The sequence below is a fragment of the Oceanotoga teriensis genome (assembly GCF_003148465.1).
GTDB lineage: Bacteria > Thermotogota > Thermotogae > Petrotogales > Petrotogaceae > Oceanotoga > Oceanotoga teriensis.
The window spans coordinates 1-23,619 of record NZ_QGGI01000027.1 but is presented as its reverse complement, the minus strand read 5'-3'; the positions used below and the strand labels follow the sequence as shown (position 1 = coordinate 23,619).

Annotated in this window: 24 protein-coding genes and 1 tRNA gene; 11 read left to right on the top strand and 14 right to left on the bottom strand. The window is 27.1% G+C overall.

The window, feature by feature from the left end; genetic code table 11:
- Window positions 1-270: 270 nt before the first annotated feature.
- From C7380_RS12615 to C7380_RS12590, 6 genes are all read left to right on the top strand, one after another.
- Window positions 271-663: a YbaB/EbfC family nucleoid-associated protein gene (locus tag C7380_RS12615; RefSeq protein WP_109606483.1), complete on the top strand. Its 393-nt coding sequence runs from the start codon at window positions 271-273 to the stop codon at window positions 661-663.
- A gap of 104 nt (window positions 664-767) precedes the next feature.
- Window positions 768-1,784 carry a type I glyceraldehyde-3-phosphate dehydrogenase gene (gap, locus tag C7380_RS12610; protein ID WP_109606482.1) on the top strand — a complete coding sequence of 339 codons (1,017 nt, stop codon included), beginning with the start codon at window positions 768-770 and terminating at the stop codon, window positions 1,782-1,784.
- A gap of 85 nt (window positions 1,785-1,869) precedes the next feature.
- Window positions 1,870-3,837: a triose-phosphate isomerase gene (tpiA, locus tag C7380_RS12605; protein ID WP_109606480.1), complete on the top strand. Its 1,968-nt coding sequence runs from the start codon at window positions 1,870-1,872 to the stop codon at window positions 3,835-3,837.
- Between the two features lie 87 nt (window positions 3,838-3,924).
- Entirely contained in the window at window positions 3,925-5,586 is a 1,662-nt protein-coding gene (locus C7380_RS12600) for an LVIVD repeat-containing protein (protein WP_109606478.1), read from the top strand.
- Between the two features lie 133 nt (window positions 5,587-5,719).
- Window positions 5,720-7,885 carry a heavy metal translocating P-type ATPase gene (locus C7380_RS12595; RefSeq protein WP_109606476.1) on the top strand — a complete coding sequence of 722 codons (2,166 nt, stop codon included), beginning with the start codon at window positions 5,720-5,722 and terminating at the stop codon, window positions 7,883-7,885.
- A gap of 23 nt (window positions 7,886-7,908) precedes the next feature.
- Window positions 7,909-8,112 carry a heavy-metal-associated domain-containing protein gene (locus C7380_RS12590; RefSeq protein ID WP_109606474.1) on the top strand — a complete coding sequence of 68 codons (204 nt, stop codon included), beginning with the start codon at window positions 7,909-7,911 and terminating at the stop codon, window positions 8,110-8,112.
- A gap of 42 nt (window positions 8,113-8,154) precedes the next feature.
- Here the strand turns inward: C7380_RS12590 and C7380_RS12585 are convergent, their stop codons facing one another.
- The 9 genes from C7380_RS12585 to C7380_RS12545 form a co-directional block, all read right to left on the bottom strand.
- Entirely contained in the window at window positions 8,155-8,580 is a 426-nt protein-coding gene (locus tag C7380_RS12585) for a hypothetical protein (protein ID WP_109606472.1), read from the bottom strand.
- 64 nt (window positions 8,581-8,644) lie between these two features.
- Window positions 8,645-10,381 (bottom strand): NADH-dependent [FeFe] hydrogenase, group A6, encoded by a 1,737-nt coding sequence (locus C7380_RS12580; protein ID WP_109606470.1) that lies wholly within the window; start codon window positions 10,379-10,381, stop codon window positions 8,645-8,647.
- Window positions 10,382-10,399: 18 nt separating this feature from the next.
- Complete coding sequence (locus tag C7380_RS12575) at window positions 10,400-12,193, bottom strand: NADH-ubiquinone oxidoreductase-F iron-sulfur binding region domain-containing protein (RefSeq protein ID WP_109606468.1); 1,794 nt, start codon at window positions 12,191-12,193, stop codon at window positions 10,400-10,402.
- A gap of 16 nt (window positions 12,194-12,209) precedes the next feature.
- Window positions 12,210-12,605, bottom strand: coding sequence for a (2Fe-2S) ferredoxin domain-containing protein (locus C7380_RS12570; RefSeq protein WP_109606467.1), 396 nt, complete (start codon window positions 12,603-12,605; stop codon window positions 12,210-12,212).
- Between the two features lie 13 nt (window positions 12,606-12,618).
- Window positions 12,619-13,068 (bottom strand): NADH-quinone oxidoreductase subunit NuoE family protein, encoded by a 450-nt coding sequence (locus tag C7380_RS12565; protein ID WP_369426092.1) that lies wholly within the window; start codon window positions 13,066-13,068, stop codon window positions 12,619-12,621.
- Between the two features lie 461 nt (window positions 13,069-13,529).
- Entirely contained in the window at window positions 13,530-13,781 is a 252-nt protein-coding gene (locus tag C7380_RS12560) for a hypothetical protein (protein ID WP_109606463.1), read from the bottom strand.
- Window positions 13,774-15,192: an exodeoxyribonuclease VII large subunit gene (xseA, locus tag C7380_RS12555; RefSeq protein ID WP_109606462.1), complete on the bottom strand. Its 1,419-nt coding sequence runs from the start codon at window positions 15,190-15,192 to the stop codon at window positions 13,774-13,776. The genes C7380_RS12560 and xseA overlap by 8 nt, the downstream gene beginning before the upstream one ends.
- The gene (gene rsmI, locus C7380_RS12550) at window positions 15,173-15,844 is read right to left on the bottom strand and encodes a 16S rRNA (cytidine(1402)-2'-O)-methyltransferase (RefSeq protein ID WP_109606460.1); all 672 of its coding nucleotides are present in this window, start codon (window positions 15,842-15,844) and stop codon (window positions 15,173-15,175) included. Before rsmI ends, xseA begins: the two co-directional genes overlap by 20 nt.
- A 2-nt stretch (window positions 15,845-15,846) precedes the next feature.
- Window positions 15,847-16,386: a hypothetical protein gene (locus tag C7380_RS12545; RefSeq protein ID WP_109606458.1), complete on the bottom strand. Its 540-nt coding sequence runs from the start codon at window positions 16,384-16,386 to the stop codon at window positions 15,847-15,849.
- A gap of 131 nt (window positions 16,387-16,517) precedes the next feature.
- Between C7380_RS12545 and C7380_RS12540 the strand changes: the two genes are divergently transcribed.
- From C7380_RS12540 to C7380_RS12530, 3 genes are read left to right on the top strand one after another with little or no spacing between them, the layout of a single operon-like run.
- A complete protein-coding gene (locus C7380_RS12540; protein ID WP_109606456.1) occupies window positions 16,518-16,985 on the top strand; it encodes a chemotaxis protein CheW in 468 nt (155 codons plus the stop codon).
- A gap of 60 nt (window positions 16,986-17,045) precedes the next feature.
- Window positions 17,046-18,050: a lysylphosphatidylglycerol synthase transmembrane domain-containing protein gene (locus C7380_RS12535; protein ID WP_109606454.1), complete on the top strand. Its 1,005-nt coding sequence runs from the start codon at window positions 17,046-17,048 to the stop codon at window positions 18,048-18,050.
- A gap of 1 nt (window position 18,051) precedes the next feature.
- A complete protein-coding gene (locus C7380_RS12530) occupies window positions 18,052-18,945 on the top strand; it encodes a tocopherol cyclase family protein (protein ID WP_109606452.1) in 894 nt (297 codons plus the stop codon).
- A 41-nt stretch (window positions 18,946-18,986) separates the two neighbouring features.
- On the opposite strand, the gene C7380_RS12525 is transcribed toward C7380_RS12530, so the two are convergent.
- The 5 genes from C7380_RS12525 to C7380_RS12505 all read right to left on the bottom strand — a co-directional run bounded on the left by C7380_RS12525 (window position 18,987) and on the right by C7380_RS12505 (window position 22,344).
- Window positions 18,987-19,075 (bottom strand) — tRNA-Leu (locus C7380_RS12525).
- Between the two features lie 53 nt (window positions 19,076-19,128).
- On the bottom strand, window positions 19,129-19,689 hold the full coding sequence (gene nadD / locus C7380_RS12520) for a nicotinate (nicotinamide) nucleotide adenylyltransferase (RefSeq protein WP_109606450.1): 561 nt from the start codon (window positions 19,687-19,689) through the stop codon (window positions 19,129-19,131).
- Between the two features lie 9 nt (window positions 19,690-19,698).
- Window positions 19,699-21,024 (bottom strand): GTPase ObgE, encoded by a 1,326-nt coding sequence (obgE, locus tag C7380_RS12515; protein WP_109606448.1) that lies wholly within the window; start codon window positions 21,022-21,024, stop codon window positions 19,699-19,701.
- A 13-nt stretch (window positions 21,025-21,037) separates the two neighbouring features.
- The gene (locus C7380_RS12510; protein ID WP_109606447.1) at window positions 21,038-21,994 is read right to left on the bottom strand and encodes a cation diffusion facilitator family transporter; all 957 of its coding nucleotides are present in this window, start codon (window positions 21,992-21,994) and stop codon (window positions 21,038-21,040) included.
- Between the two features lie 23 nt (window positions 21,995-22,017).
- Window positions 22,018-22,344, bottom strand: a complete 327-nt coding sequence (locus tag C7380_RS12505; RefSeq protein WP_109606445.1) for a YqfO family protein — start codon at window positions 22,342-22,344, stop codon at window positions 22,018-22,020.
- 142 nt (window positions 22,345-22,486) lie between these two features.
- Between C7380_RS12505 and C7380_RS12500 the strand changes: the two genes are divergently transcribed.
- Window positions 22,487-22,777: an extracellular matrix/biofilm biosynthesis regulator RemA family protein gene (locus C7380_RS12500; RefSeq protein WP_109606443.1), complete on the top strand. Its 291-nt coding sequence runs from the start codon at window positions 22,487-22,489 to the stop codon at window positions 22,775-22,777.
- 19 nt (window positions 22,778-22,796) lie between these two features.
- On the top strand, window positions 22,797-23,396 hold the full coding sequence (gene clpP / locus C7380_RS12495; protein ID WP_109606442.1) for an ATP-dependent Clp endopeptidase proteolytic subunit ClpP: 600 nt from the start codon (window positions 22,797-22,799) through the stop codon (window positions 23,394-23,396).
- Window positions 23,397-23,619 lie beyond the last annotated feature (223 nt).

The window sequence follows — 23,619 nt, the reverse complement described above, 5'->3', positions numbered from 1 at the left end:
TCCTTTTTTTACTTGTTTTTATTTTTGTTGCTTTTCATTTACTTGTTTTTTATTTCATATCCCTTTTTTATTGCTCTATTTTTCAAGTCACTATATTATTATAGTTTATTATAGCATATAACATATATACAAAATAAAAAAAATATAAAAAATAATTGTAAAAAGTATAAAAATTTGAATGATTGTTTATAAAAAAGATTATATAATTTAATTTTATAATTACTTTAAAAATGATATAATTTATTGAATAGGAAAAAAGGAGGCAACTTAATGGGTAAAAAAATAAAAGGATTTGGTGGAAGGTCTTTTAAAAATTCTTCCAGTAAAAAACCTAATGTAAATCAATTACTTGCAGAGGCTCAAAAAACACAACAGCTTATGGAAGATGAAATGTCTACTTTAGAAGGTGAACTTGCCAACAAAGAAGTAGAAGCTACATCGGGTGGTGGAGTAGTAAAAGTCATTGCAAATGGTAATCTGAGAGTAAAAGATATAATAATTTCTGAAGAACTCGAAGGTGAAGACATGGAAATAATAAAAGACATGATTATTGCGGCGACTAATGAAGCAATTGAAAAAGCAAATCAAATAAAAGAAGAAGAAAATGAAAAAATAAGTCAAAAATACCTTGGCGGATTACAAAATATGGGATTTGGATTATAATAAATTTAACTTTATTTTTTCTTATTGTTATTAATTAAGATATATAATTATATTAGAGAAAAAAATAACTAATGCTCATACACTTTGAGGAGGTGTACATTAATATGGTAAAAGTAGCTATTAATGGTTTTGGTAGAATTGGTAGATTGGCATTTAGATTAATGTTTAATAATCCTGAATTTGATATCGTTGCAATAAACGATTTATCAGATGCAAAGGCTTTAGCTCATTTATTAAAATATGATTCTGCACAAGGAAGATTTGATGCTGAAGTTGAAGTAAAAGAAGGAGCTATGGTAGTTAATGGAAAAGAAATAAAGATAATTGCTGAAAAAGATCCAGCAAAATTACCATGGAAAGAACTAAATGTTGATGTAGTATTAGAATGTACAGGTTTCTTTGTAAAAAAAGAAGCAGCTTCTCTACATTTAGAAGCAGGAGCAAAAAAAGTTGTTATCTCTGCTCCAGCAAAAGGAGATGTACCTACAATAGTTTATAATGTAAACCATGATACATTAACTGGAGAAGAAAATATAATTTCAGGTGCGTCATGTACAACAAACTGTTTAGCTCCAGTTGCAAAAGTATTAGATGATAATTTTGGTATAGTAAAAGGTTTAATGACAACAGTTCATGCATATACACAAGATCAAAATACAGTTGATGGAGTTCATAGAAAAGGTGATTTCAGAAGAGCAAGAGCAGCTGCACAAAACATAGTTCCAACAAGTACAGGAGCGGCTAAAGCAGTTGCAAAAGCATTACCTCAATTAAAAGGAAAATTAGATGGTATGGCTATGAGAGTTCCTACAGTTACAGGATCAGTAGTAGATCTCGTAGTTGAATTAAATAAAGAAGTAACAGTAGAAGAAATCAATGCTGCTATGAAAAAAGCAGCTGAAACAGAACTAAAAGATACATTGGGATATACTGAAGATCCTATAGTATCTTCTGATGTAATAGGATGTCAATACGGTTCATTATTTGATTCAGAATTAACTAAAGTAATAGAAGTAGATGGAAAACAAATGGTAAAAGTTATATCTTGGTATGACAATGAAATGTCATATACAGCTCAATTAGTTAGATTAGTTAAACATTTTGCTACATTAATTAAATAAGAAAAATTAATACATGGGGAGGCATAACAATGTCTCCCTTTTATAAATATTGCATAAATGGCACTATGAATTTGGAGGTGTAATTATGGAAAAAATGACAGTTAAAGATATAGATTTTGAAAATAAAAAAGTTATAATGAGAGTTGATTTTAATGTTCCAATAAAAGAAGGAAAAATAACAGATGAAACAAGAATAAAAGCAGCTTTACCTACAATAAAATATGTTTTAGAACAAAATGCAAAAGTAATACTTTTATCCCATCTTGGAAGACCAAAAGGGGAAAAGAAAATTGAATTTTCTTTAGCTCCAGTTGCAAAAAGATTAAATGAATTGTTAGATAATGAAGTTCTTTTTGTAGATGAAACAAGAGGAGAAAAAGTTGAAACAGCTGTAAATAAATTAAAATCTGGTCAAGTGTTAGTACTTGAAAATACAAGATTTGAAAAAGGCGAAAAGAAAAATGATGCTGAATTGGCAACATATTGGGCATCTCTTGCAGATATTCATGTTAATGATGCTTTTGGAACAGCACACAGAGCACATGCTTCTAATGTTGGAATCGCACAAAATATACCAAGTGTAGCTGGATTTTTAATGGAAAAAGAAATTAAATTTTTAGGTGGAGTAACCACAAATCCAGAAAAACCTTATGCTGTAATACTTGGTGGAGCAAAGGTATCAGATAAAATAGGAGTAATTACTAATCTTCTCGAAAAAGCGGATAAGATATTCATAGGCGGAGCTATGATGTTTACGTTCTTAAAAGCTCAAGGAAAAGAGATTGGATCTTCATTATATGAAGAAGATAAATTAGATCTTGCAAAAGATTTATTGAAAAAAGCTGAAGATAACAATGTTGAATTGATATTGCCTATTGATGCAGTAGTAGCTCAAAAGCTTGAAGCAGGACTTGAAAATAGAGTTGTAAAAATGGATGATGGAATAGAAAAAGGTTGGATGGGTTTAGATATAGGTCCTGAAACATTAAAACTTTTTGAAGAAAAACTTTCTGGAGTTAAAACAGTTGTATGGAATGGACCAATGGGTGTTTTTGAAATAGAAGATTTTGAAAAAGGAACAAGAGGAGTAGCAGAATTAATAGTAGAGTTGACAGATGCTGGAAGTGTAAGTGTAATTGGTGGTGGAGACTCAGCAGCAGCAGCTGAAAAATTTGGATTAGCCAAAAAATTCTCTCATGTTTCAACTGGTGGAGGAGCTTCTCTTGAACTCTTAGAAGGAAAAGAATTACCTGGAGTTGCATCTATAGCAACAAAAAAAAAATTAACTGAAAAAAAATTTATATTAGCTGGAAACTGGAAAATGAATAAAAATAATTCAGAAGCAGCTGCATTTGTAAATAAGTTAATAGGAAAAATTGGAAATGAAGAAAAAATAGATGTAATATTGGGTGTGCCTTTTACTTCTTTAGAAAAAATTGCAGATATAACTTCTGGAACAAATATAAAAGTAAGTTCACAAAATATGTATTTTGAAGAATCTGGTGCATATACAGGCGAAATATCTCCAGATATGCTAAAAGATATAAATGTTACTCATGTAATACTTGGTCATTCTGAAAGAAGAGATATATTTGGCGAGACAAATGAAATAATAAACAAAAAAATAAAGAAGTCGTTAGAAAAAGAATTAACCCCTATTTTTTGTGTTGGAGAACATCTTGAAGAAAGAGAAAAAGGTTTAATATTCAATACAATAGAAAAACAAATAAAAGAAGGATTAAATGAAATAGAAAAAGATGAAATAAATAAAATAATAATAGCTTATGAACCTGTATGGGCCATAGGAACTGGAAAAGTAGCAACTCCAGCACAAGCACAAGAAGTTCATAAATATATTAGAGATCTATTATCTGAAATGTATGGAGAAGAAGTAGCACAAAAAGTTACATTGCTTTATGGTGGAAGTGTTAAACCAAGTAATTATTTTGGACTTTTCATACAAAAGGATATAGATGGAGGACTTGTTGGTGGGGCATCGTTAAAAGAAGATTTTATAGATCTTGCCAATATAATGAATGAATTAATAAAATAAAAAACATAAAAAAGGGGTGCAAAATGCACCCCTTTTTTTAAAGCTATTTTTAATAATTTATGATATAATCAGTAGGAGGTGATAAAGATGAATGAAGATAAAAAAAATAATAATGAATTTGAAGAATTAGTTGAATCAAGTAATTATGATAAAAAAAATAAAGAAAAAATTATTATCTTTTCATCATTAGGGGTTATTTTAATATTTACAGTTATTATTGTATTTTCTGTTTTATTTGTTAATAAAAAGTATAATGTAAACATACAATATACAATAAAAACATCCGAATTTAGAGAACCAATAGAAAAAATAAAAGTTGAACTTTTAGGAGAAAAAACAGTAGAAAAAGAATTTTCTCTTTCGGATAACATAAAAATGGAAAATATAGAAAAAGGTAATTATACTATAAATATTTCAGCTATTGGTCAAAATGATTTGAAATTTTACTATGGAAGTGTTGATTCTTTTATAGATGAAGATAAAAATATCAATCTTGAATTAGATAAATCAACCATAAAATATTCAATAGATACTGAATGGGAAGAAACAAAAGCAATTATAACCCTTCCTGATGGTTATGATGAATATGTTGTGGTAGAAAAAGATCAAGATCAATATAAAATAAAAGATATAATAAGTGAAAATAAATATGAATTAAATTCTGATAATAAAACTCATAATATATTCTTTGCTGCTGTAAAAGATAAAAAAGTTTTTGATTATTCACAAGAAATTATAATAACTAAAAATAATCCACCAAATTCACCAAATATTTTGTACCCAGAAGAAGGACAAAATCATTCACAAAAAGATATAATATTTACTTGGGAAGCTTCTGATCCTGATAAAGATTTATTAACCTATGATATTTATTTATCTGATGGGACAACACAAAAAAACATTGCAAATGGATTGAATAATAATTCTTTTGGATACAATTCTTTAGAACTAAATAAAAATTATACTTTAAAAGTCGTGGCTAAAGACTCTCAAAATGCTAAAAGTGAACAAAGTATTAAATTCACAACGACAAAGTATGAAAAAAGTTATTTATATTCACCAAGTGGAAAGTATGGCGTTACTATTTATGAAGTTTATGATCCTAAGAATCCAAAAGAAATTTCAAACATAAAAACATCTGGAAATGTTACAGATACAGTTCTGATAAATACTTCATTATTCATTTTAAGAATAAATGATGGCATAACAATAGCTGATGTTAAAAATCCTGAAACCCCTATAATAAAAAAGAATCTTGAATTAGATGAAGTAGATGGATTAAAAGCGACAGATAAATATGCTTATATAAGATTTAAAGATGGTAGAGTTAGTGTTTATTCTATAGAAAAAAATCCTTATGATCCTAAATTCTTAGGTTTTACAGATATAAAATATTATGGTTCAAAAAATCCAGAAATAAAATATATACAAAAAAACATTAGAATAGAAGTACCAATAATACAAAATGAGTATGCTCTTAATTATAAATTCAAAAATAAAATATATATTGGAAGTTATATTCTTGTTGTTGGCAGTGAAGAAGCCAGAACAAAAATAAATAATAACCTTACATATGTTTATGATAATTTAAGTTTAATATTTACAAATAGAGAAATAGAAGATTTTAAAGATTATGCGAAAATAGATTCTATAAAAAGTCAATTAAAAAATGCTTTAAATGAGTTTTTGAAGATGTCAGAAGATACAGGTGTGAAAGAAGTAAAATTGAGTATTAATAAAATAAATTAGAGATAATAAAGGTAGACTCTCAATATTTTGAGAGTCTTTTTTTATAATTATTTACATATTCTAAAAAAAAAAGAAATGATTTTATATTATGATATAGATATAAATTACCCACACCTGGGGGGGAGGTTAAAAAATGTCAGAAGATAAATTAAGTTTCAGTGTACAGGGTATGACTTGTGCATCATGCGTTAGGAATGTTGAAAGATCATTAAAAAAAATTGAAGGAGTTAAGTTTGTATCTGTTAATCTTGCTACAGAAAAAGCAGTTATAATAAAAGAAGGTAAAATAAATTTTGACGAAATAGAAAAAAGTGTAAAAAAAGTTGGGTATAAAGCTTCAAAAGAAATGCCTTCTGAAGATATGATAGAAAAAAATTATAAACATGATAAATTCAATCTAATATTTTCATTAATATTAACAATACCAATAAGTATTTTAATGCTTTTTCATATGAGTGGATTAAAGATACCTTATTACAATTATTTAGAGTTAATAATTGGAGCAATAAATATATTTTATTTAGGTCAAAAAACATTAAAAGGTGCATGGATTGCTATTTCTCATTTTCATACAAATATGGATACACTCGTTATAATTGGAGCATTATCATCATATATAACAACAATATTGAATATGACTGGAATGGATGTAATGTCCTTTGGGGCTTTAGCTTCAATGCTAATAACTCTTCATTTACTTGGAAGATTCATAGAAAGCAATTTAAAAAGTAAAGCTTCAAAAGAAATAAAATCTTTAATAAAATTGAAAGTTGAAAATGCAAATGTAATTAATGGAGAAAATGTAGAAAAAGTTCCTTTAGAAACAGTAAAAATAGGAAGTTTGATATTAGTAAAAAAAGGTGAAAAAATACCTTTAGATGGAAAAATTATAGAAGGTAAAGGCCTTGTAGATGAATCAATGATTACTGGAGAACCATTATCAATTAAAAAATCAGAAAATTCAAAAGTTGTTGGTGGAACTATACTTGAAGAAGGATTATTAAAAGTTGAAGTTGAAAATGTAGGTGAAGAAACTTTTTTAAATCAAATGATAAAACTCGTAGAAGAAGCTCAATCAACAAAAGTTCCAATTCAAGCATTTGCCGATAGAATAACTTTGTTTTTTATACCAATAGTATTAAGCCTTGCCATTATAAGTTCTCTTGTATGGTATTTTAACTATGAAAATATGCAAGAATATTTAGTAAATATGTCTAAATATATACCATGGCTTGTTGTAGATGCTGGTGCTGTTTCTACTTCTATTTTTGTTTTTGTTTCTACTTTAGTTATAGCTTGTCCATGTGCTTTGGGTCTTGCAACTCCAATGGCATTGGTAGCAGGAAGTGGAGCAGCTGCGAGAAAAGGTTTAATAATAAAAAATGGAGGAGCTATTCAAGCTGCAAAAGATATAGATACTATACTTTTAGATAAAACAGGAACAATAACTCAAGGAAAACCGACAGTTGTATTTCAAAATATAGATAAATTTTATCATGATATAATTTATACTATAGAAAGTAATTCTAATCATCCATTAGCAAAATCAATATATGAATATTATGAAAATAAGAAAGATAAAAAAATTGATTTAAATAATTTTGAAGAAATAACTGGTAAAGGTGTTCAAGCAAATTATGAAAATAATATATATTTTATAGGAAAACCAAAAAACTATAAAATATATGAAGAATATATGGAAAAAGGTCATACTGTTGTAGAGTTTAGAGAAAATGAAGAAATAAAAGGATTCATATCTATAGCAGATCCTATAAAAGAACAAGCTGAAGATGCGATAAAAGAACTTAAAACTATGGGAATAATGCCTATAATGATAACTGGAGATTCTGAAATTACCGCAAGAGCAGTTGCAAAACAAGTTGGGATAGAAACTATATATTCAGGGGTTAGTCCAAAAGATAAAGTAGATAAAGTCAGAGAATTACAAATTTCTGGGAAAAAAGTAGCTATGGTTGGAGATGGAATTAATGATGCTGCAGCTTTAAAATCTTCTGATATATCTATGGCTATTGGAACAGGTACAGATTTAGCCATAGAAAGTGCAGATATAATATCTGTAAAAGGTGAATTTTCAAAAATAATAGATTCTATAAAAATATCAAAAATAACTTTCTCTAAGATTAGACAAAATTTATTTTGGGCTTTTTTTTACAATGTAATAGCAATTCCACTTGCAATGTCTGGCCTTTTACATCCAGCAATATCAGAAATTGCTATGACTTTTAGTTCTATAAACGTTATATTAAATTCATTGAGAATAAAAAAATTGATAAAATAATCTATATTTTGGAGGTGAAATAAATGAAATATTCTTATGATGTACCAGATATGTCATGTAATCATTGTAAAATGAATATTGAAAATGCTTTGAAAGAAGAAAAAAAGATCAGCAAATTTGAAGTCGATTTACCATCTAAAAAAGTACATGTTGAAACGGAAGAACCTTCAGAACTCGTAGAAAAAATTCTTGAAGAAGCAGGATATCCTGCAAGAATAATAATATAAGAACCATCCCCAAACATTTTAGTATGTTTGGGGATTTTAATATTATGGAAGATCCACCATTGCAATATAAAGAGAATCTTTAAATACTCTACTTTTGAGTTCATTTAAATAACTATAATCATCTATATGATTAAAATCTTCTCCATCAAAAAAAACTATTTTCCATTCTTCTGGGTATTTGTAAGAATGTTTATTAAATCTTATCAGATTTTCTTTCATTTGATTTAGTAAAAAATCATCATCTTTTACTTTATTTTTAAATTTTTCAATTAAATCAAAATTTGATTTTTTCAATGAAATATACATATCTACCATTTGATTAATCATCTTATCTGATATAATTTTTTCATCATTATATTTAACAACAGAAGATATATTATGTTCTCCAAATCTTGAGGCTATTTTAGAAGCTTCCTTATAAATTTCATCTGGAGAATTAGAGTTAAAAAGTAATATATAAGTATTCATAGATATCCCTCCACAGTATTGATATCACAAAAAATGGGAACCAAAAAGGTTCCCTATTATTTTTTTAAAGCCATTCTCTTTGTAAATAATGTGTATGCAACAAGTGATGTGCTTTTTCAGAACCTGGTTTTTCAAGATATTCTTCATATATTTTTTTAATAGAAGGATTATCATGAGACTTTCTTATTTTAGATGTTCTGTCAACATTATTTAAAGCTTCTATTCTATTTTTAATTATTTCAAAATTTCCATGATGATAAGGTTGACCACCGCCGCCAACACAGCCACCAGGACAAGCCATTACTTCAATTAAATGGACATTTATTTTACCATCTCTTATATCTTCAAGTAATTTTCTAACATTACCAAGCCCGTGAGCAACTGCAATTTTAACAATAGTTCCTTTTATATCAACCTCAGCAATTCTTATAGAATCATAACCATGTAAAGCTTCAAATTCTACTTCTTCAAGTGTATCTTTAGTAACCCACTCATAAGCCGTTCTCAAAGCAGCTTCTGCAACGCCACCAGTTCTACCAAAGATTGCAGCAGCACCTGTTGATTCACCTAAAGGATTTTCATAAGACATTTCTGGAATAGAATCGAAATTGAATCCAGCTTCTTTTATCATCTTTGCTAATTCTCTTGTAGTAATAACATAATCTACATCTTTGAATTCGGGACTTGAATTCAATTCTTCTCTGCCAGCTTCATATTTTTTTGCAAGACAAGGCATGATAGAAACAACAGTCATCTTTTTTGGATCTATATTATTCTTTTCAGCATAATAAGATTTTGCGACTGCTCCAAACATCTGTTGAGGTGACTTTGCAGATGAAGGCATTTTTACAAGTCCAGGAAATTGATGTTCTAAGAACTTTACCCAGCCTGGACAACATGATGTTAACATAGGCATATATCCGTCGTTTTGAAGTCTATCTATAAACTCTGTAGCTTCTTCCATTATTGTTAAATCGGCAGCAAAGTTAGTATCAAAAACAGCATCAAAACCCATTAATTTTAAAACACCAGCTAATTTACCAGTAGAAATAGTTCCTGGTTTGTAACCAAATTCTTCAGCAAGAGCAACTCTTACTGCTGGGGCTGTTTGAACAACTACATGTTTATCTGAATTATCTAATTCACTCCAAACTTCATCTATATAAGATCTTTCTGTTAAAGCTGCAGTAGGACAAACTGCGACACATTGACCACAGAAAGTACAATTTGTTTCTTCAAGTGGCCAATCAAATGTAGGTTGTACAACAGCATCAAAACCTCTTTCAACTGCAGATAATACGCCAACAGTTTGAAAAGAATTACATGCAGTTTCACATTTTCTACACATTATACATTTATTTGGATCTCTTATTATTGCTGCAGAAACATCTTTTTTATACAAAGATTTTTTACCCATATAAGGATTGGTTGTTATATTTAATTCAGAAGCTAAATCCTGTAATTCACATTCTCCATTTTTAGGACATTTTAAACAATCTTGAGGATGATCAGATAATAACAGTTGTACAACTGTTCTTCTTGCATTTATAGCTCTTCTTGAATGAGTATTTATTTTCATACCTTCAAATACAGGAGTAGCACAAGCTGGAGCTAAATTTCTTCTTCCCTCAATTTCAACTACACATACTCTACAAGAAGCAGGTTTATTAACAATACCTATATCTTCAAGATTCATATAGCAAAGTGTAGGAACATATCCACCTGCTTTATTAACTGCTTCCAAAACGGTAGCATTATCTGGTACTTCAGTTTCTATATTATTAACAAATACTTTAGGCATTTATTATTTTCCCCCTTCCTATATTTTGCTTATTGCACCGAATCTACAAGTAGCATAACAAGCTCCACATTTTATACATTTTTCTTGATCTATTTCATGAGGTTTCTTTATTTGGCCATTTATAGCTTCAACAGGACAAACTCTCGCACAAGCTGTACATCCAACACATTTTTCTGGATCTATAGTATATTTAACTAAACTCTTACACGCTCCGGCAGGACAGCTTTTATCATAAACATGAGCTTCGTACTCATCTTTAAAATAATGATATGTAGATAGAATAGGATTAGGGGCTGTTTGACCAAGACCACAAAGTGAAGAATCTTTTATTATATTTCCAAGTTCTTGTAATAATTGTAAATCTTTTTCAGAACCTCTTCCACTTGTTAATCTGTCAAGAATTTCTAATAATCTAACATTACCTATTCTACATGGAGTACATTTTCCACAAGATTCTTCAACTGTGAATTCAAGATAAAACTTTGAAACATCAACCATACAAGTAGTTTCATCCATTACGATCATTCCACCTGAACCCATCATAGAACCTAAAGCAGAAAGATTATCAAAATCAATAGGAGTATCAAGATATTCAGCTGGAATACATCCACCAGATGGACCACCTGTTTGAACAGCTTTATATCTTTTGTTTTCTCTTATGCCTCCGCCAATTTCGAATACTATTTCTCTTAAAGTAGTTCCCATAGGAACTTCAACAAGTCCTACATTATTGATAGCACCAGCAAGTGCAAAGACTTTAGTTCCAGGAGATTTTTCTGTACCAAAACTTCTGAACCAGTCGGCACCTTTTAAAGTTATGATAGATATATTTGCAAGAGTTTCTACATTATTTATTAAAGTTGGTTTTTCCCATAATCCACTGTTTGCTGGGAAAGGTGGTTTTGTAGTTGGTTCTCCTCTATAACCTTCTATAGAATGGATCAAAGCAGTTTCTTCACCACAAACAAAAGCTCCAGCTCCTAATCTTATATCGATATCAAATGAAAAATCTGAGCCGAAAATATTTTCTCCTAAGAAACCCATTTCTCTCGCTTGATTTAGAGCTGTTTTTAATCTATTAACAGCAAGAGGATATTCTGCTCTTATATAAACTATTCCTTGATTCGCACCAATTGCATAGCCTGCAATAGCCATACCTTCAATTACTGTATGAGGATCTCCTTCAAGTACAGATCTATCCATGAATGCACCAGGGTCACCTTCATCAGCGTTACATACTACATATTTTTGATCACTGTTAGCTTTTTTAGCAAATTGCCATTTTAATCCTGTAGGGAAACCACCGCCTCCTCTACCTCTCAAGCCTGATTCAAGAAGATTTTCAATTACTTCATCTCTTGACATCTCAGTAATAGCTTTACCGAGAGCAAGATAACCATTATGAGCAATATATTCATTTATATTTTCTGGATCTATAGTACCCGCATTTCTCAATGCCACCCTATACTGCTTTTTATAAAAAGGCATTTTTTGAGATTCTTCTATTTTTTCTTTTGCTTTAGGTTCCTCATATAATAATTTTTGTACTTTTCTACCTTTTATTATATGTTCTTCTACTAATGTTTCAACATCTTTATCCTCAACTTTTACATAAAAAGTGTTGTCAGGTAAAAATTTAACTATAGGTCCTTGCTCACAGAAACCAAAACAACCAGTTCTTACAACTTGAACTTCATCCTGTAAGTTTTTTTCTTTAAGAACTCTATTGAAATGGTCTAAAATATCGTTACTACCTGAGGAAGTACAACCTGTTCCACCACAGATTAGAACGTATTGATTGTATTTTGCCATTTGTGTCCCCCTCCTATTATTCAGCACTCTGATGTGTTTCGCCTATTATCGAGTCTTGTAATAATTCTCCATTTATTATATGTTTTTCTATTAAAGTTTCAGCTTTTTCAGCATCAATATGACCATAAAGAATACTTTCTTTATTTGGTTCAACTACTTCAACTGTAGGTTCGGCATGGCAGTATCCCATACATCCTGTTTGAACTACAACCACATGTTCAAGATTCTTTTTATCTATAGCTTCAACAAGAGCATTAAAAGTTTCTTTAGCACCAGCAGATATACCGCAAGTACCCATAGCAACTTTTAAAATAATTTTTTCTTTTTCATCAGCGGCATTTCTTATTTTCATGTTTTTTGTTGCTGTTTCTTTTAAATTCATCAAATCTTGTAAACTCTTTATTTTTGACATAATTAGACCTCCTTTAGATTAATCCTTGCTCTTTAGCTATTGCTTTATAATCTTCTATGAGCTTTGGTAGGTCATCTTTTTTAAGTCTACCATGAACTTTTTCTCCTATCATTACGACAGGTGCTAAGCCACAAGCTCCTACACATCTTACAGCATGAAGTGAAAATAAACCATTTGGTGTAGTTTCTCCTTCTTCGATACCCAAGAGTTTTTTGAATTCTGCAAAAATATCACCAGAACCTCTAACATAGCATGCAGTTCCAAGACAAACATTTATCGGGAATTTTCCTTTAGGTTTCATACTGAAAAAATTATAAAAGGTTACAACTCCATAAACTTGAGAAGCGTGGACCTTTAATTTTTTAGAGATCAACATCTGTGCCTCAATAGGTAAGTAACCGATAATACTTTGTGCCTTATGAAGAGCACGAATTAAATAACTACGTCTTTCTACTTCAGACATTTTTTCTAAACCTAGAGAATCTAAGTACTGTTCAACTTCTTTCAATTGTGTGTTCAATGTCTCAGACATCTTCTTCCCTCCCAATATATGATAAATTTACTCGTAATTGTATTTTTTTTCACAAGTTCACATAAAGTTAAAAAAATCTTATCAAACAAAGAATGTGAAATAGTTTCAGTTATAATTATATCGTAATAAAACTTAAACAAAATTAAGAAATAATAAAATTATTATTAAGTTTAAAAAGTGTCTGTATTATTTATTAATAAATACAGACACTTTGATTTTATCAAAAAAATATAAATAGGAACAAATTTAATTAAAAGCATATAAAGACATTTTAAAGTAAAAAATATTAATTACATGAATATTTCAATTGTATAGCTAATGATAAAAATTTCATGTATAAAAAGTTATTTATAAAGAATTTCCTTATTTCATAAAAAAATCTGAAAAAAATTTCATGTATTTTTGTCATTAAATAAGTTATCATATATTTCATCTATTTTTCTTTTTTCTTCTTCAAGATTAGTAAGTTTTTCTTTTGCTATTACTATAAAATCTAAAGATTTTTTATATAGTTCTAAACCTTTTTCAATGTCTAGTTCCTGGGTTGATTGAAAATATTCATTTATAGATTCTAAATTTTCAACTAATTTATTAAAACTCATTTTTTTCATGTCGCTTTTTTTTATATTTAATATATCATCCATTTTTTTCCTCCCAATTATTTATTTTATATATATTTGCAGAAACATTACCATCTTTAAAAATTATTTTAATTGAATCATTTTCCTTTAATTTTTTTGTTGAATTTATTATTTGATTTTCTTTTTTTATAAGAGCACCATCGCTTAAAAAAACACTAAAAGGACTATTTTTAGTAATATTTAAATAAATAGTATTTAAAAAATCTTTTTTTTGGTTAATTGATAAAAAACTTCCATTTTTTATGTCAATTATTTTATTATTCAAAGTTTTATTTATTTCTATTAAAATAGAATTTAAATAATTTTTTATAAATATATTTTTATTTTTAATAAAATAAGATTTATTAATCATTATTTTATTATCTATTACATTATATTGATATTTATAAAATTTTTTTATATATTCATTTATTTGATCTAACTTTTGATTTATTCTTGTACTAAAAAAATTTATATTTTGTATATTTAAATAATTTTTTTGATCTTTAAAAGAAGAATTGAAATAAATTTTTGAATTTAAAGAAGCTGTTTTTAATCTTTTTATATTTTCATTTATTTGATTTACAATATCTCTTGAAACTTCTGTAGGAGTTGAATAACTTTTCCATGAAACATAATCTGGTATCGATTTATCTTGTTCATGACCTATTCCAGTTAAGACAGGTATTTTTAGATTAAATTTGGCTATATAATATGCGAGTTCTTCATCATCAAAATACATTAAATCACTTTTAGAACCTCCACCTCTTATTATAACTACAATATCATATTTAATTTTTGTTTCTAAAATTTTATAGAATGAACCTATTATTCCTGGAACTGTTCCAGCACCTTGCATTGCGGAAGGATATAAATGAGTTATTGGAATCAATTCAGCATGATTTATGTTTTTTATAAAATCTCCATATCCAGCAGCTGTTGGACTTGAAATTATTGCGATTTTTTTAATAGGATCTAATGTTTTTAAATCATTTGTATTTTTATTTATTAATGATTTCATTTCTAATTTTTTTAATATTTTTAATTTATTTTTTTCTATTTCTGATTCACCAGCTGATTCAATTGAACTACCATGTAAAACAAATTTTGAGCTCATTTTCCAAAAATTTAATTTTCCTTTTATAACCCATTTTTTCCCAGATAACTCTGAATAATGTTTTAAGTTCAAATTTTTTAAAATATAAGGTACAAATTTTTCTGGAAAAAATACTGTTATAGAATAATTTGAATAACCTACTTTTTGAGATAATTCTATGTAAAGATCACCTCTTTTACTTACTTTAGAAGTTGTTATATCAGAAATAACTTCTATATTTAAATCTAATATAGAAGTATTTTTTATTATATTATTTATATAGTTTATTAATTGTTGAATATTTTCGAATTGCATATCTTTATTTTCCTGAAATAACAACTGTAAATTCACCTCTTATATTATCAACTTTTTTTAGTTTTTCTATAATATCACAAGTATTTCCTTTTAAAAATTCCTGATGGATTTTTGTCATTTCCCTTGCTATAAATATTTCTCTATTACCAAGTATTTCATTTATATCTATTAAAGTTTTTAAAATTCTATTTGGAGATTCAAAAAATATTAATATTTTTTCTTCTTCAACAAGAGTTCTAAAAAGTCTTCTTCTATTTTTATCTCTTGGTAAAAAGCCTAAAAAGACAAATTTTGACCCTGGTAATCCACTTGCTGCCAGAGCTGATATTGGGGCAGAAGGGCCTGGAATTATATCAACTTTTACATTATTTTCATAACATCTTTTTACTAGTAAATTTCCAGGATCTGATACTATAGGCATTCCAGCATCTGTAACTATAATTGTTTTTTCATTGTTTAATATAAAATTGAAAGCTGATTCAAGTTTTCTTTCTGCACTTGCTTGATTATATGTAAAAAGATTTTTATTTCCTAAATCAAAATGATTTATTATTTTTAAAGTAACTCTTTTATCTTCACATATTATATTATCAACTTCTTTCAATATCCTTAAAGCTCTATAACTAATGTCTTCAAGATTTCCAATGGGTGTACCTACAATTATTAATTCAGGCATAGCTATTCCTCCTTAAATTTCTTTATTAAATTTATATAATCGATATCAAAATTAGAAGCAAAATTGATATTTGAAAATTCTTTTAAATTAGTAACATCTTTCAAATAATTATAATCGTCCATTAGATAATTTTTTAAATAATCATCTAAATCTTTTATATAAATATTTTTTTCCTCTATTTCAAGAATATATTTTAAATTTTTTTTATAATTTAAAATATTGTCTATATTTTTTATTTCATCTAAAACAATTTCTGGATCTTCATTTAATATATATCTATATTTTGCAACACATTTCGAATTTGAAAGTTTTAAGTCATTAATTTTATCATTATTAATAATATTTTCTTTTTCAAATCTTTTTTCATCAGAAATATATTTTTTTTGATTATATATCCATATATCTTCATTTAAATTGAGTCTATAACGTTCATTTTTATCATTATAAAATTGAATTATCTTAATTTTTTTTATAGCCTTTCTTTTTAGGTTAAGAAATAAAAAATAATTTGTAAATATATATTTACGTTCTCGCTCTATCATAAAAAATTCACCACTTTTATAGATTTTATAGTATAATATATAGTATAATATATTATAACATTTTTCTTTTTTATTTCCTGTAAATATGGTATTATTAAAATATGGAAAAAGTGCTCATAGGAGGTAATAATATGGGAACTGATTTAAAAATAGTAACATTTAATCTTGGAAAAGAAAAGTTTGGTCTTGATATTATGAAGATCGATGCAGTAGCAGAATATGAAGAAGTTACAGAAATTCCAGATGTGGCAGATTATTTGGAAGGTGTTATAGACTTTAGAAAGAAAGAAGTTTTACCTTTAGTAAATTTAAGAAAAAAGTTCAAAATTCAGGATTTTTCTGACAAAACAAAGTGCAAAGTTATAGTAATAAAAATGGAGAGTAGAAAAATTGGGATGATGGTTGATGATGTTAAAGAAGTTAAAAGTATTAATTCTGAGTTAATAGAAGAAAAACCAGAAGTTGGTGGAATGCATAGAGTAAATTTTATATCTGGTATAGCAAGATTAGAAGATGAAATGCTTATAATATTAGATGTAGATAAACTTTTAACTACCGAAGAAAAACTATCTTTAGAACAAGTTGTTAATAATGTCTAATAAAAACATTTATATTATGGCGCGTTTTTTGCGCCATTGTTTTTTGTAAGGGGTGATTATTTGAGAGTAAAGAAATATTTAAAAGGATTTTTATTTTCTTTAATAATAACATTGAGTATAGTTACAATTCTTATGGGGTTAACTGGCTTGGAAGAAAATATAGAAAAATTAAGGACATTTCAAATAAAATATGCTTTTATTTCTATGTTTTTAATTTTTTTAAAATGGATCATTGAAACTATTATAATGAAAGTATCTTTATTTGATAATAAAAAAGATATAAATTATATAAAAACTTTTAAAATTACTATTTTAGGAAATTTTTTCAATTATTTAACACCATTTTTTACCGGTGGTCAACCTTTGCAGGTATATTATTTATCAAAAGAAGGAATAAGTCCGAGTGTTTCTACTGCTAGCATACTCTATAAATCTATGATTTTTCAAATAATAATGGCCTTATTTGGAGTGTCTGGAGCTATATACGCTTTTAACTTTTTAGATCTCAAGTCATTTTCTTTAGTCTTCATAGGTACTATATTTAATGGCTTTGTAGTATTTTTAATTCTTTTATTTTCATTAAATGAAGAACTATCAAAAAAAGTTGCTCAAAAAGTAACATTTTTTTTAAAAAAAATAAAAATTATAAAAAATCCCGAAAAAATAATGGATAAAATATTTATGAATATTGAAGAATTTATAAAATTTTTTAAAGAAAATTCAAAAAAAATTATACAATTTTTGATAGTCCTTTTTTTAAGTTCTTTACAACTCATGGCTTATGTTTTAACGATTGTTTTTATTTTAAAGGGATTTGGAGTGAATATAGATTTAGATTTGATTTTTAAAGGAATTATATTAGATATTGGAGCAGCAATAGTTCCAACACCGGGAACTGCTGGAGGTGCTGAAGGTTTTTACTATCTTATATTTTCTAATGATACAGATATATATACTATAAATTCAGCTGTGCTTATTTGGAGATTAACTACATACTACTTTGTATTATTCATAGGAGCATTAACTTTTGTATTTACACATTCTAAAAAAATAGGTGGGGATTAATATGGATGACTTTAGATATCATAAGATAGAAAAAAATTCTTTTGAGGGTTGGTATTATAAACTTTCTTTTAATGATGAAATTATTTCTATAATACCTGGTATATCAAAAAATGAAGAAGACCCTCATGCTTTTATTCAATACATAGATAAAGAAAAAAATGAATATATAAGATTTGATATTAAAGATTTTGAATATGATGAAAAAAGAGAAAGAATAGTTATAAAAGAAAATTCATTTTCAAAAGATAGATTAATATTAAATCTTGATGATATTAATATATTTTTGAATATATCAAAACAAATACCTTGGGGTAAAAATTTATTTACTAAATCTGCTATGGGACCATTTTCTTTTTTTAAAATGCAATGTAATCATGGAATAATAAACATGGGATCTAATTTTACAGGTACTAAAAATATGGAAATGATAAATGGTAAAATTTATATAGAAAAAGATTGGGGGGAATCATTTCCAAGTTCATGGATTTGGGTTCAATCTAATTTCAAATATGACAAAAATAGGTCGTTAACATTTTCTTATGCAAATGTTCCATTTTTAAAAAAAGCCTTTAAAGGACTTCTTGCCGCAGTATATTATGAAGATAAATTGATTAAATTTACTACTTATAACTTTTCTAAGATTAAATCTATAAAATATGATAAAAATAATTTAAAAATAGAAATATATAATAAAAAATATAAATTAATGTTAGATATAAAAATTGGAAGTTTTAAATTGTTAAAATCACCTAAAAATGGAAAAATGAGTCAAGAAATAAAAGAAAGCATAGATTCTGAACTGAATGCATATTTATACGATAAAGATAATAATTTGATTTTTGAAGATTCTGGAAAGACAGCATTAGAAATATATAATTATGAAGAATTAATATAAAATAATATAAAAGAGGATATCTAAAAAGATATCCTCTTTTTTGGTGCCGAGGGCGGGACTTGAACCCGCACGAGCTAAATCGCTCATATGGCCCTCAACCATACGTGTCTACCAATTCCACCACCTCGGCTAAACTCATCCGAAGATTATTATACATTAGAAAATAAGAAATGTCAATACCATTTATTTAATTTTATATGTATTAATTGTAATATTATAAATATCATCAGAAATTAGGCCTTTAATAGATTTTTTTTCTTTTATTCTTTTTCTTATCATGCTTGAAGATATATCAATTATTGGAGAAGAAAGTTCGATATGTTCGAAATTCTTATGTTTAAAACCTCTTCTGTCAAAGAATCTTGGATAAACTATTAATTTTGAAAAAGATAATATTTTTTCATATTCAAACCATTTATCAAAATTCATATAAGAATCTTCTCCGATTAAAAGGTTTAAATTAGTATCGAAATCTTTTAAATAATCTAAAGTTCTTACAGTATAAGAAGGTTTTTTTAATTTATTTTCTAAATCTGAAACTTCAAAATATTTAGATTTAAAAGTCTTTTTGCACATATCAAATCTTTTTTGAAATGAAGCGATTGAATTAGATTCTTTATGTGGAGGTATACTTGCCGGAAGTATTAAAAATTTATCTGGTTTGAATTTATCATATGCAAATTCAGCGATTATTTTATGAGCAATATGAGGAGGATTAAAAGATCCTCCAAATATGATAATCATTTTATTACCTTAAGGTATATATTCAAATGCAAAATTTCCAACATAGACGGTATCCCCTTCTTTTAAACCTTCAATAGCTAAGAATTTACTTAAACCAGAACTTTCTAATGTATTTAAAATTTTAACTCTTGCATCTTTTTGCTCTATATCATATTTAGATAAAAGCTTTTCTACGCCAGTTCCTGTTATTTCATAAACATCTTCACTCCATCTTATAATTTCAAATTTAATATAATCTATATTATCAAGTCTTACTGGATCTATTTTTAATTTAATTCTATCAGAATTTTTTTTAAGCATTTTTTCAATTTTTCTTGTATATTCCATTCTTTGAGGTTCTATCATTGTCCACATTTCTCCAATTGCTTTATCAAGATTGGTTTTTGTATAAGCAGAAATTGGATGTATTTTTTTACCTGTAGTCTTTTCGAATTCAGATATGTTTTTATTTAAAGTTTCTTGATCTATTAAATCACATTTATTTCCAAAGATTATTTCTTTTTTATTTGCGAGAGTTTCCGAATATTTTTTTAATTCATTCCTTATTTTATAATAATCATCAACTGGATCTCTGCCTTCAAACTTTGCAATATCTATTATATGAATTATTGCATAACATCTCTCAATATGTCTCAAAAATCTATCTCCAAGACCAGTACCATTATGAGCACCTTCTATTAATCCAGGAATATCTGCAACAACAAATGATTTTCCAATATCAACTTTCACAACTCCAAGATTAGGTTTTAAAGTTGTAAAATGATAATTGGCAATTTTAGGTTTAGCTTTTGAAATTCTTGATATTAAAGTAGATTTTCCAACATTAGGAAATCCAACAATTCCTATATCGGCAATTAATTTTAATACGAGTTTTAATTCTATTTCTTCTCCTTTTATACCTTTTTCAGAGATTCTTGGGGCTTGAAGTGATGAATTCATGAATTTTACATTTCCTCTACCACCTTTACCGCCCCTTGCAACAACCACAATTTGATTAGGATATTTTAAATCAGCTATCATATCTTCAGAATTTTTATCATATATTATAGTTCCTACGGGAACTTCTATGATTAAATTATTTCCATTTTTTCCATATTGCTTTTTTGCTTTTCCATTTTCTCCATCTTCGGCAATAAATTTTCTTTTATGTTTAAAATCTACAAGAGTATTTTTAGTTAATGTTGATTTTATTATTACACTTGCACCATCACCACCATCACCACCATCAGGACCACCTTTTGGTACATACTTTTCTCTCCTGAAACTTACTATTCCATCTCCACCTTTACCTGCAATAACTTTTATGCTAACTTCATCTAAAAAATCGCCTGTCATTTATTTCACCTCATTATTTTTCATTAAATAGTTTATTTATAGAATCTTTATCAAGACCAAACTCTTCATTTTCAATATTTCCAAAGGGTTCTACATGTATTATTATATCTTTTATATAAGGATTATATTCTTTAATTTCTTTTTCGAGTTTAAAAGTAAGTTTATTAGCTTCTTTAATTATCATATTAGGATTTACTTCTATATGAAACTCTAAAAAATAAACAAAACCTGATTTTCTAACTCTTATTTTATGAGGATTTTGTATTTCAGAATATTCATCACATATATTTATTATCATTTTATAAATATCACCAAGTTCTTTAGAACCATCCATTAATTCATCAGAAGTTTCTATAAACATTTCAATTCCAACTTTAAAAATTATAATAGAAACAAAAATTGCAATTACAGAATCTATCCAAGGTATTCCAGTGAAGTAAAAAATCAATATTCCTATAAATACAGCTAATGATGTAAATATATCATTTCTCATGTTCAAGGCATCTGCAATAAATGAAGATGAATTTATTTTTTTCCCTATTTTTAATTTATAATTATATAACAAATACTTAATTATAACAGAAATAGCTGCAACTAACAAAACCCATAAAGGGTTTTCTATAGTTTTGTTTCCGCTTAATAGATTTTTTATAGCTGATACAAGAACTTGATATCCAGCAAATAATACTATTATAGATAAAATTTTTGTAGTAATTGTTTCTGCTCTTTCATGACCATAAGGATGAGAAAAGTCTGCTGGTTTATTTGATATTTTTGCAGCAATTAAAGTTAAAAAAGAAGTAATTATATCTGTTGATGTATCTATGCCATCAGCAATTATAGCTAAACTTCCACTTAATATACCTATAGAGAATTTGAGTAAAGCTAACATTAAATTTCCAATTATTCCGACATAAGAACCTTTTTTAGCTAATTCACCTCTTTCTTCAGAACTTATAAAGTCTTTCATCAAAATCTCTCCTTTAAAGTTTTTTAAATATTCATAATCAAAGGGATTATATTTATTACAGGTTCTTCATAAGGATGTACTTTTTTAATATTTTCAACAGTTTTTTCTAAAAATTCTTTTTTGCATATACATTCTATTTTTATTTCTTCTTGAATAGATAATTCATTTATTTTACCAATATAAGGATTTGTTCCTTCTAAAGGACGCCACATGCCTATGACTTTTGAATAAGATATACAACTGTCATAATTTCCTGCTTTTGCTGCCCCTGTTTCATTTAAACTTTTTAATATAATATCTAAAAAACCTTCTGGAATAAATATTTCGAGTTTAAAAAAATTAAAATTCATAAAAAATCTCCTTTAAAAAAGTTTTATACAATATATTTTAATAGAATATAATTATAATTTCATTAAATTTATAATAAAAAATAAAAGTAATTATTTTGTATTTTAAAATAATTGAGGTATAATTTAAGAAGGAGGTGTTGATATGTTTGTTCCTATCACAAAAGATTCATATGTTTCAGCTGAAAGAGTACATTCAGTCGTTCCTCAGGAATTTATACAATTCAGAAGAATTAAAAAAATTTTTCAAGGAAATGATGTTTTAACTGAAGAAGAACATAGAAATGATGATGACCATATAAAAGGTACAACAAGTTTGATAGATATAACTTATGGTAGAAGTGTTGAAACCGTTATATATATGGATAGTGGACAGATTATACTAACATCTGTCGATACACAAAAAGTTATAGATAAAATAAGACATAGTAGATGAAAAACAAGGAGGTCATTATATGAGTATACCAATGCCAGTAGTTATTGAAAGTGATGGGAGATATGAGAGATCTTATGATATATATTCAAGACTTTTAAAAGATAGAATATTATTTCTTGGTACTGAAGTTAATGATACAGTTGCGAATGTTATAATAGCTCAGTTGCTTTTTTTAGAGTCACAAGATCCTGAGAAAGATATATATCTTTATATAAATTCACCTGGTGGATCTGTAACAGCTGGATTAGCCATATATGATACAATGCAATACATAAAACCTGATGTATCAACGATATGTACAGGACAAGCAGCTTCTATGGGTGCTGTATTACTCACAGCTGGAGCTAAAGGCAAAAGATTTTCTCTTCCACATTCAAGAATAATGATTCATCAACCTTGGGGTGGAACTCAGGGAACAGCAATGGATATAGAAATACAAACTAAAGAGATTTTGAGATTGAAACATGAATTAAATACTATATTATCAAATCATTCGGGTCAACCATATGAAAAAATTGTTAAAGATACTGAAAGAGATTTCTTCATGTCCGGAGATGATGCGGTAGAATATGGTCTTATAGATAAAGTAATAAATACAAAATCAGAAACACAAAAATAATCAAATAAATCGGGCGCTAAATGCGCCCTTATTTTTTGTATAGGAGCATTCCTGAAATAAAAAAAGAAAGAGGTTGAAAAAAAAGGAACCTCCCCGTAAAATAAAAGTGTAACAAGAATCCATCAAATATTTTACAAAGGAGGAACCTAAATGAATTATACACAAAATAATAAAATAAAACAAGTGGATGAAAAAACATTAGTAGTGGGAGTAGATATAGCAA

Excerpts from the sequence above, each read along its gene's own strand:
- C7380_RS12505 (WP_109606445.1), bottom strand. The coding sequence starts at position 22,344 with ATGAATTTTAATTTTTTTAAACTCGAAATATTTATTCCAGAAGGTTTT.
- C7380_RS12510 (WP_109606447.1), bottom strand. The coding sequence starts at position 21,994 with ATGAAAGACTTTATAAGTTCTGAAGAAAGAGGTGAATTAGCTAAAAAA.
- C7380_RS12595 (WP_109606476.1), top strand. The coding sequence starts at position 5,720 with ATGTCAGAAGATAAATTAAGTTTCAGTGTACAGGGTATGACTTGTGCA.
- C7380_RS12615 (WP_109606483.1), top strand. The coding sequence starts at position 271 with ATGGGTAAAAAAATAAAAGGATTTGGTGGAAGGTCTTTTAAAAATTCT.
- nadD (WP_109606450.1), bottom strand. The coding sequence starts at position 19,689 with ATGATTATCATATTTGGAGGATCTTTTAATCCTCCTCATATTGCTCAT.
- C7380_RS12580 (WP_109606470.1), bottom strand. The coding sequence starts at position 10,381 with ATGCCTAAAGTATTTGTTAATAATATAGAAACTGAAGTACCAGATAAT.
- C7380_RS12570 (WP_109606467.1), bottom strand. The coding sequence starts at position 12,605 with ATGTCAAAAATAAAGAGTTTACAAGATTTGATGAATTTAAAAGAAACA.
- C7380_RS12590 (WP_109606474.1), top strand. The coding sequence starts at position 7,909 with ATGAAATATTCTTATGATGTACCAGATATGTCATGTAATCATTGTAAA.
- clpP (WP_109606442.1), top strand. The coding sequence starts at position 22,797 with ATGAGTATACCAATGCCAGTAGTTATTGAAAGTGATGGGAGATATGAG.
- rsmI (WP_109606460.1), bottom strand. The coding sequence starts at position 15,844 with ATGCCTGAATTAATAATTGTAGGTACACCCATTGGAAATCTTGAAGAC.
- gap (WP_109606482.1), top strand. The coding sequence starts at position 768 with ATGGTAAAAGTAGCTATTAATGGTTTTGGTAGAATTGGTAGATTGGCA.
- C7380_RS12560 (WP_109606463.1), bottom strand. The coding sequence starts at position 13,781 with ATGGATGATATATTAAATATAAAAAAAAGCGACATGAAAAAAATGAGT.
- obgE (WP_109606448.1), bottom strand. The coding sequence starts at position 21,024 with ATGACAGGCGATTTTTTAGATGAAGTTAGCATAAAAGTTATTGCAGGT.
- C7380_RS12500 (WP_109606443.1), top strand. The coding sequence starts at position 22,487 with ATGTTTGTTCCTATCACAAAAGATTCATATGTTTCAGCTGAAAGAGTA.
- C7380_RS12530 (WP_109606452.1), top strand. The coding sequence starts at position 18,052 with ATGGATGACTTTAGATATCATAAGATAGAAAAAAATTCTTTTGAGGGT.
- C7380_RS12540 (WP_109606456.1), top strand. The coding sequence starts at position 16,518 with ATGGGAACTGATTTAAAAATAGTAACATTTAATCTTGGAAAAGAAAAG.
- C7380_RS12585 (WP_109606472.1), bottom strand. The coding sequence starts at position 8,580 with ATGAATACTTATATATTACTTTTTAACTCTAATTCTCCAGATGAAATT.
- C7380_RS12600 (WP_109606478.1), top strand. The coding sequence starts at position 3,925 with ATGAATGAAGATAAAAAAAATAATAATGAATTTGAAGAATTAGTTGAA.
- tpiA (WP_109606480.1), top strand. The coding sequence starts at position 1,870 with ATGGAAAAAATGACAGTTAAAGATATAGATTTTGAAAATAAAAAAGTT.
- C7380_RS12575 (WP_109606468.1), bottom strand. The coding sequence starts at position 12,193 with ATGGCAAAATACAATCAATACGTTCTAATCTGTGGTGGAACAGGTTGT.
- C7380_RS12565 (WP_369426092.1), bottom strand. The coding sequence starts at position 13,068 with ATGTCTGAAGTAGAAAGACGTAGTTATTTAATTCGTGCTCTTCATAAG.
- C7380_RS12545 (WP_109606458.1), bottom strand. The coding sequence starts at position 16,386 with ATGATAGAGCGAGAACGTAAATATATATTTACAAATTATTTTTTATTT.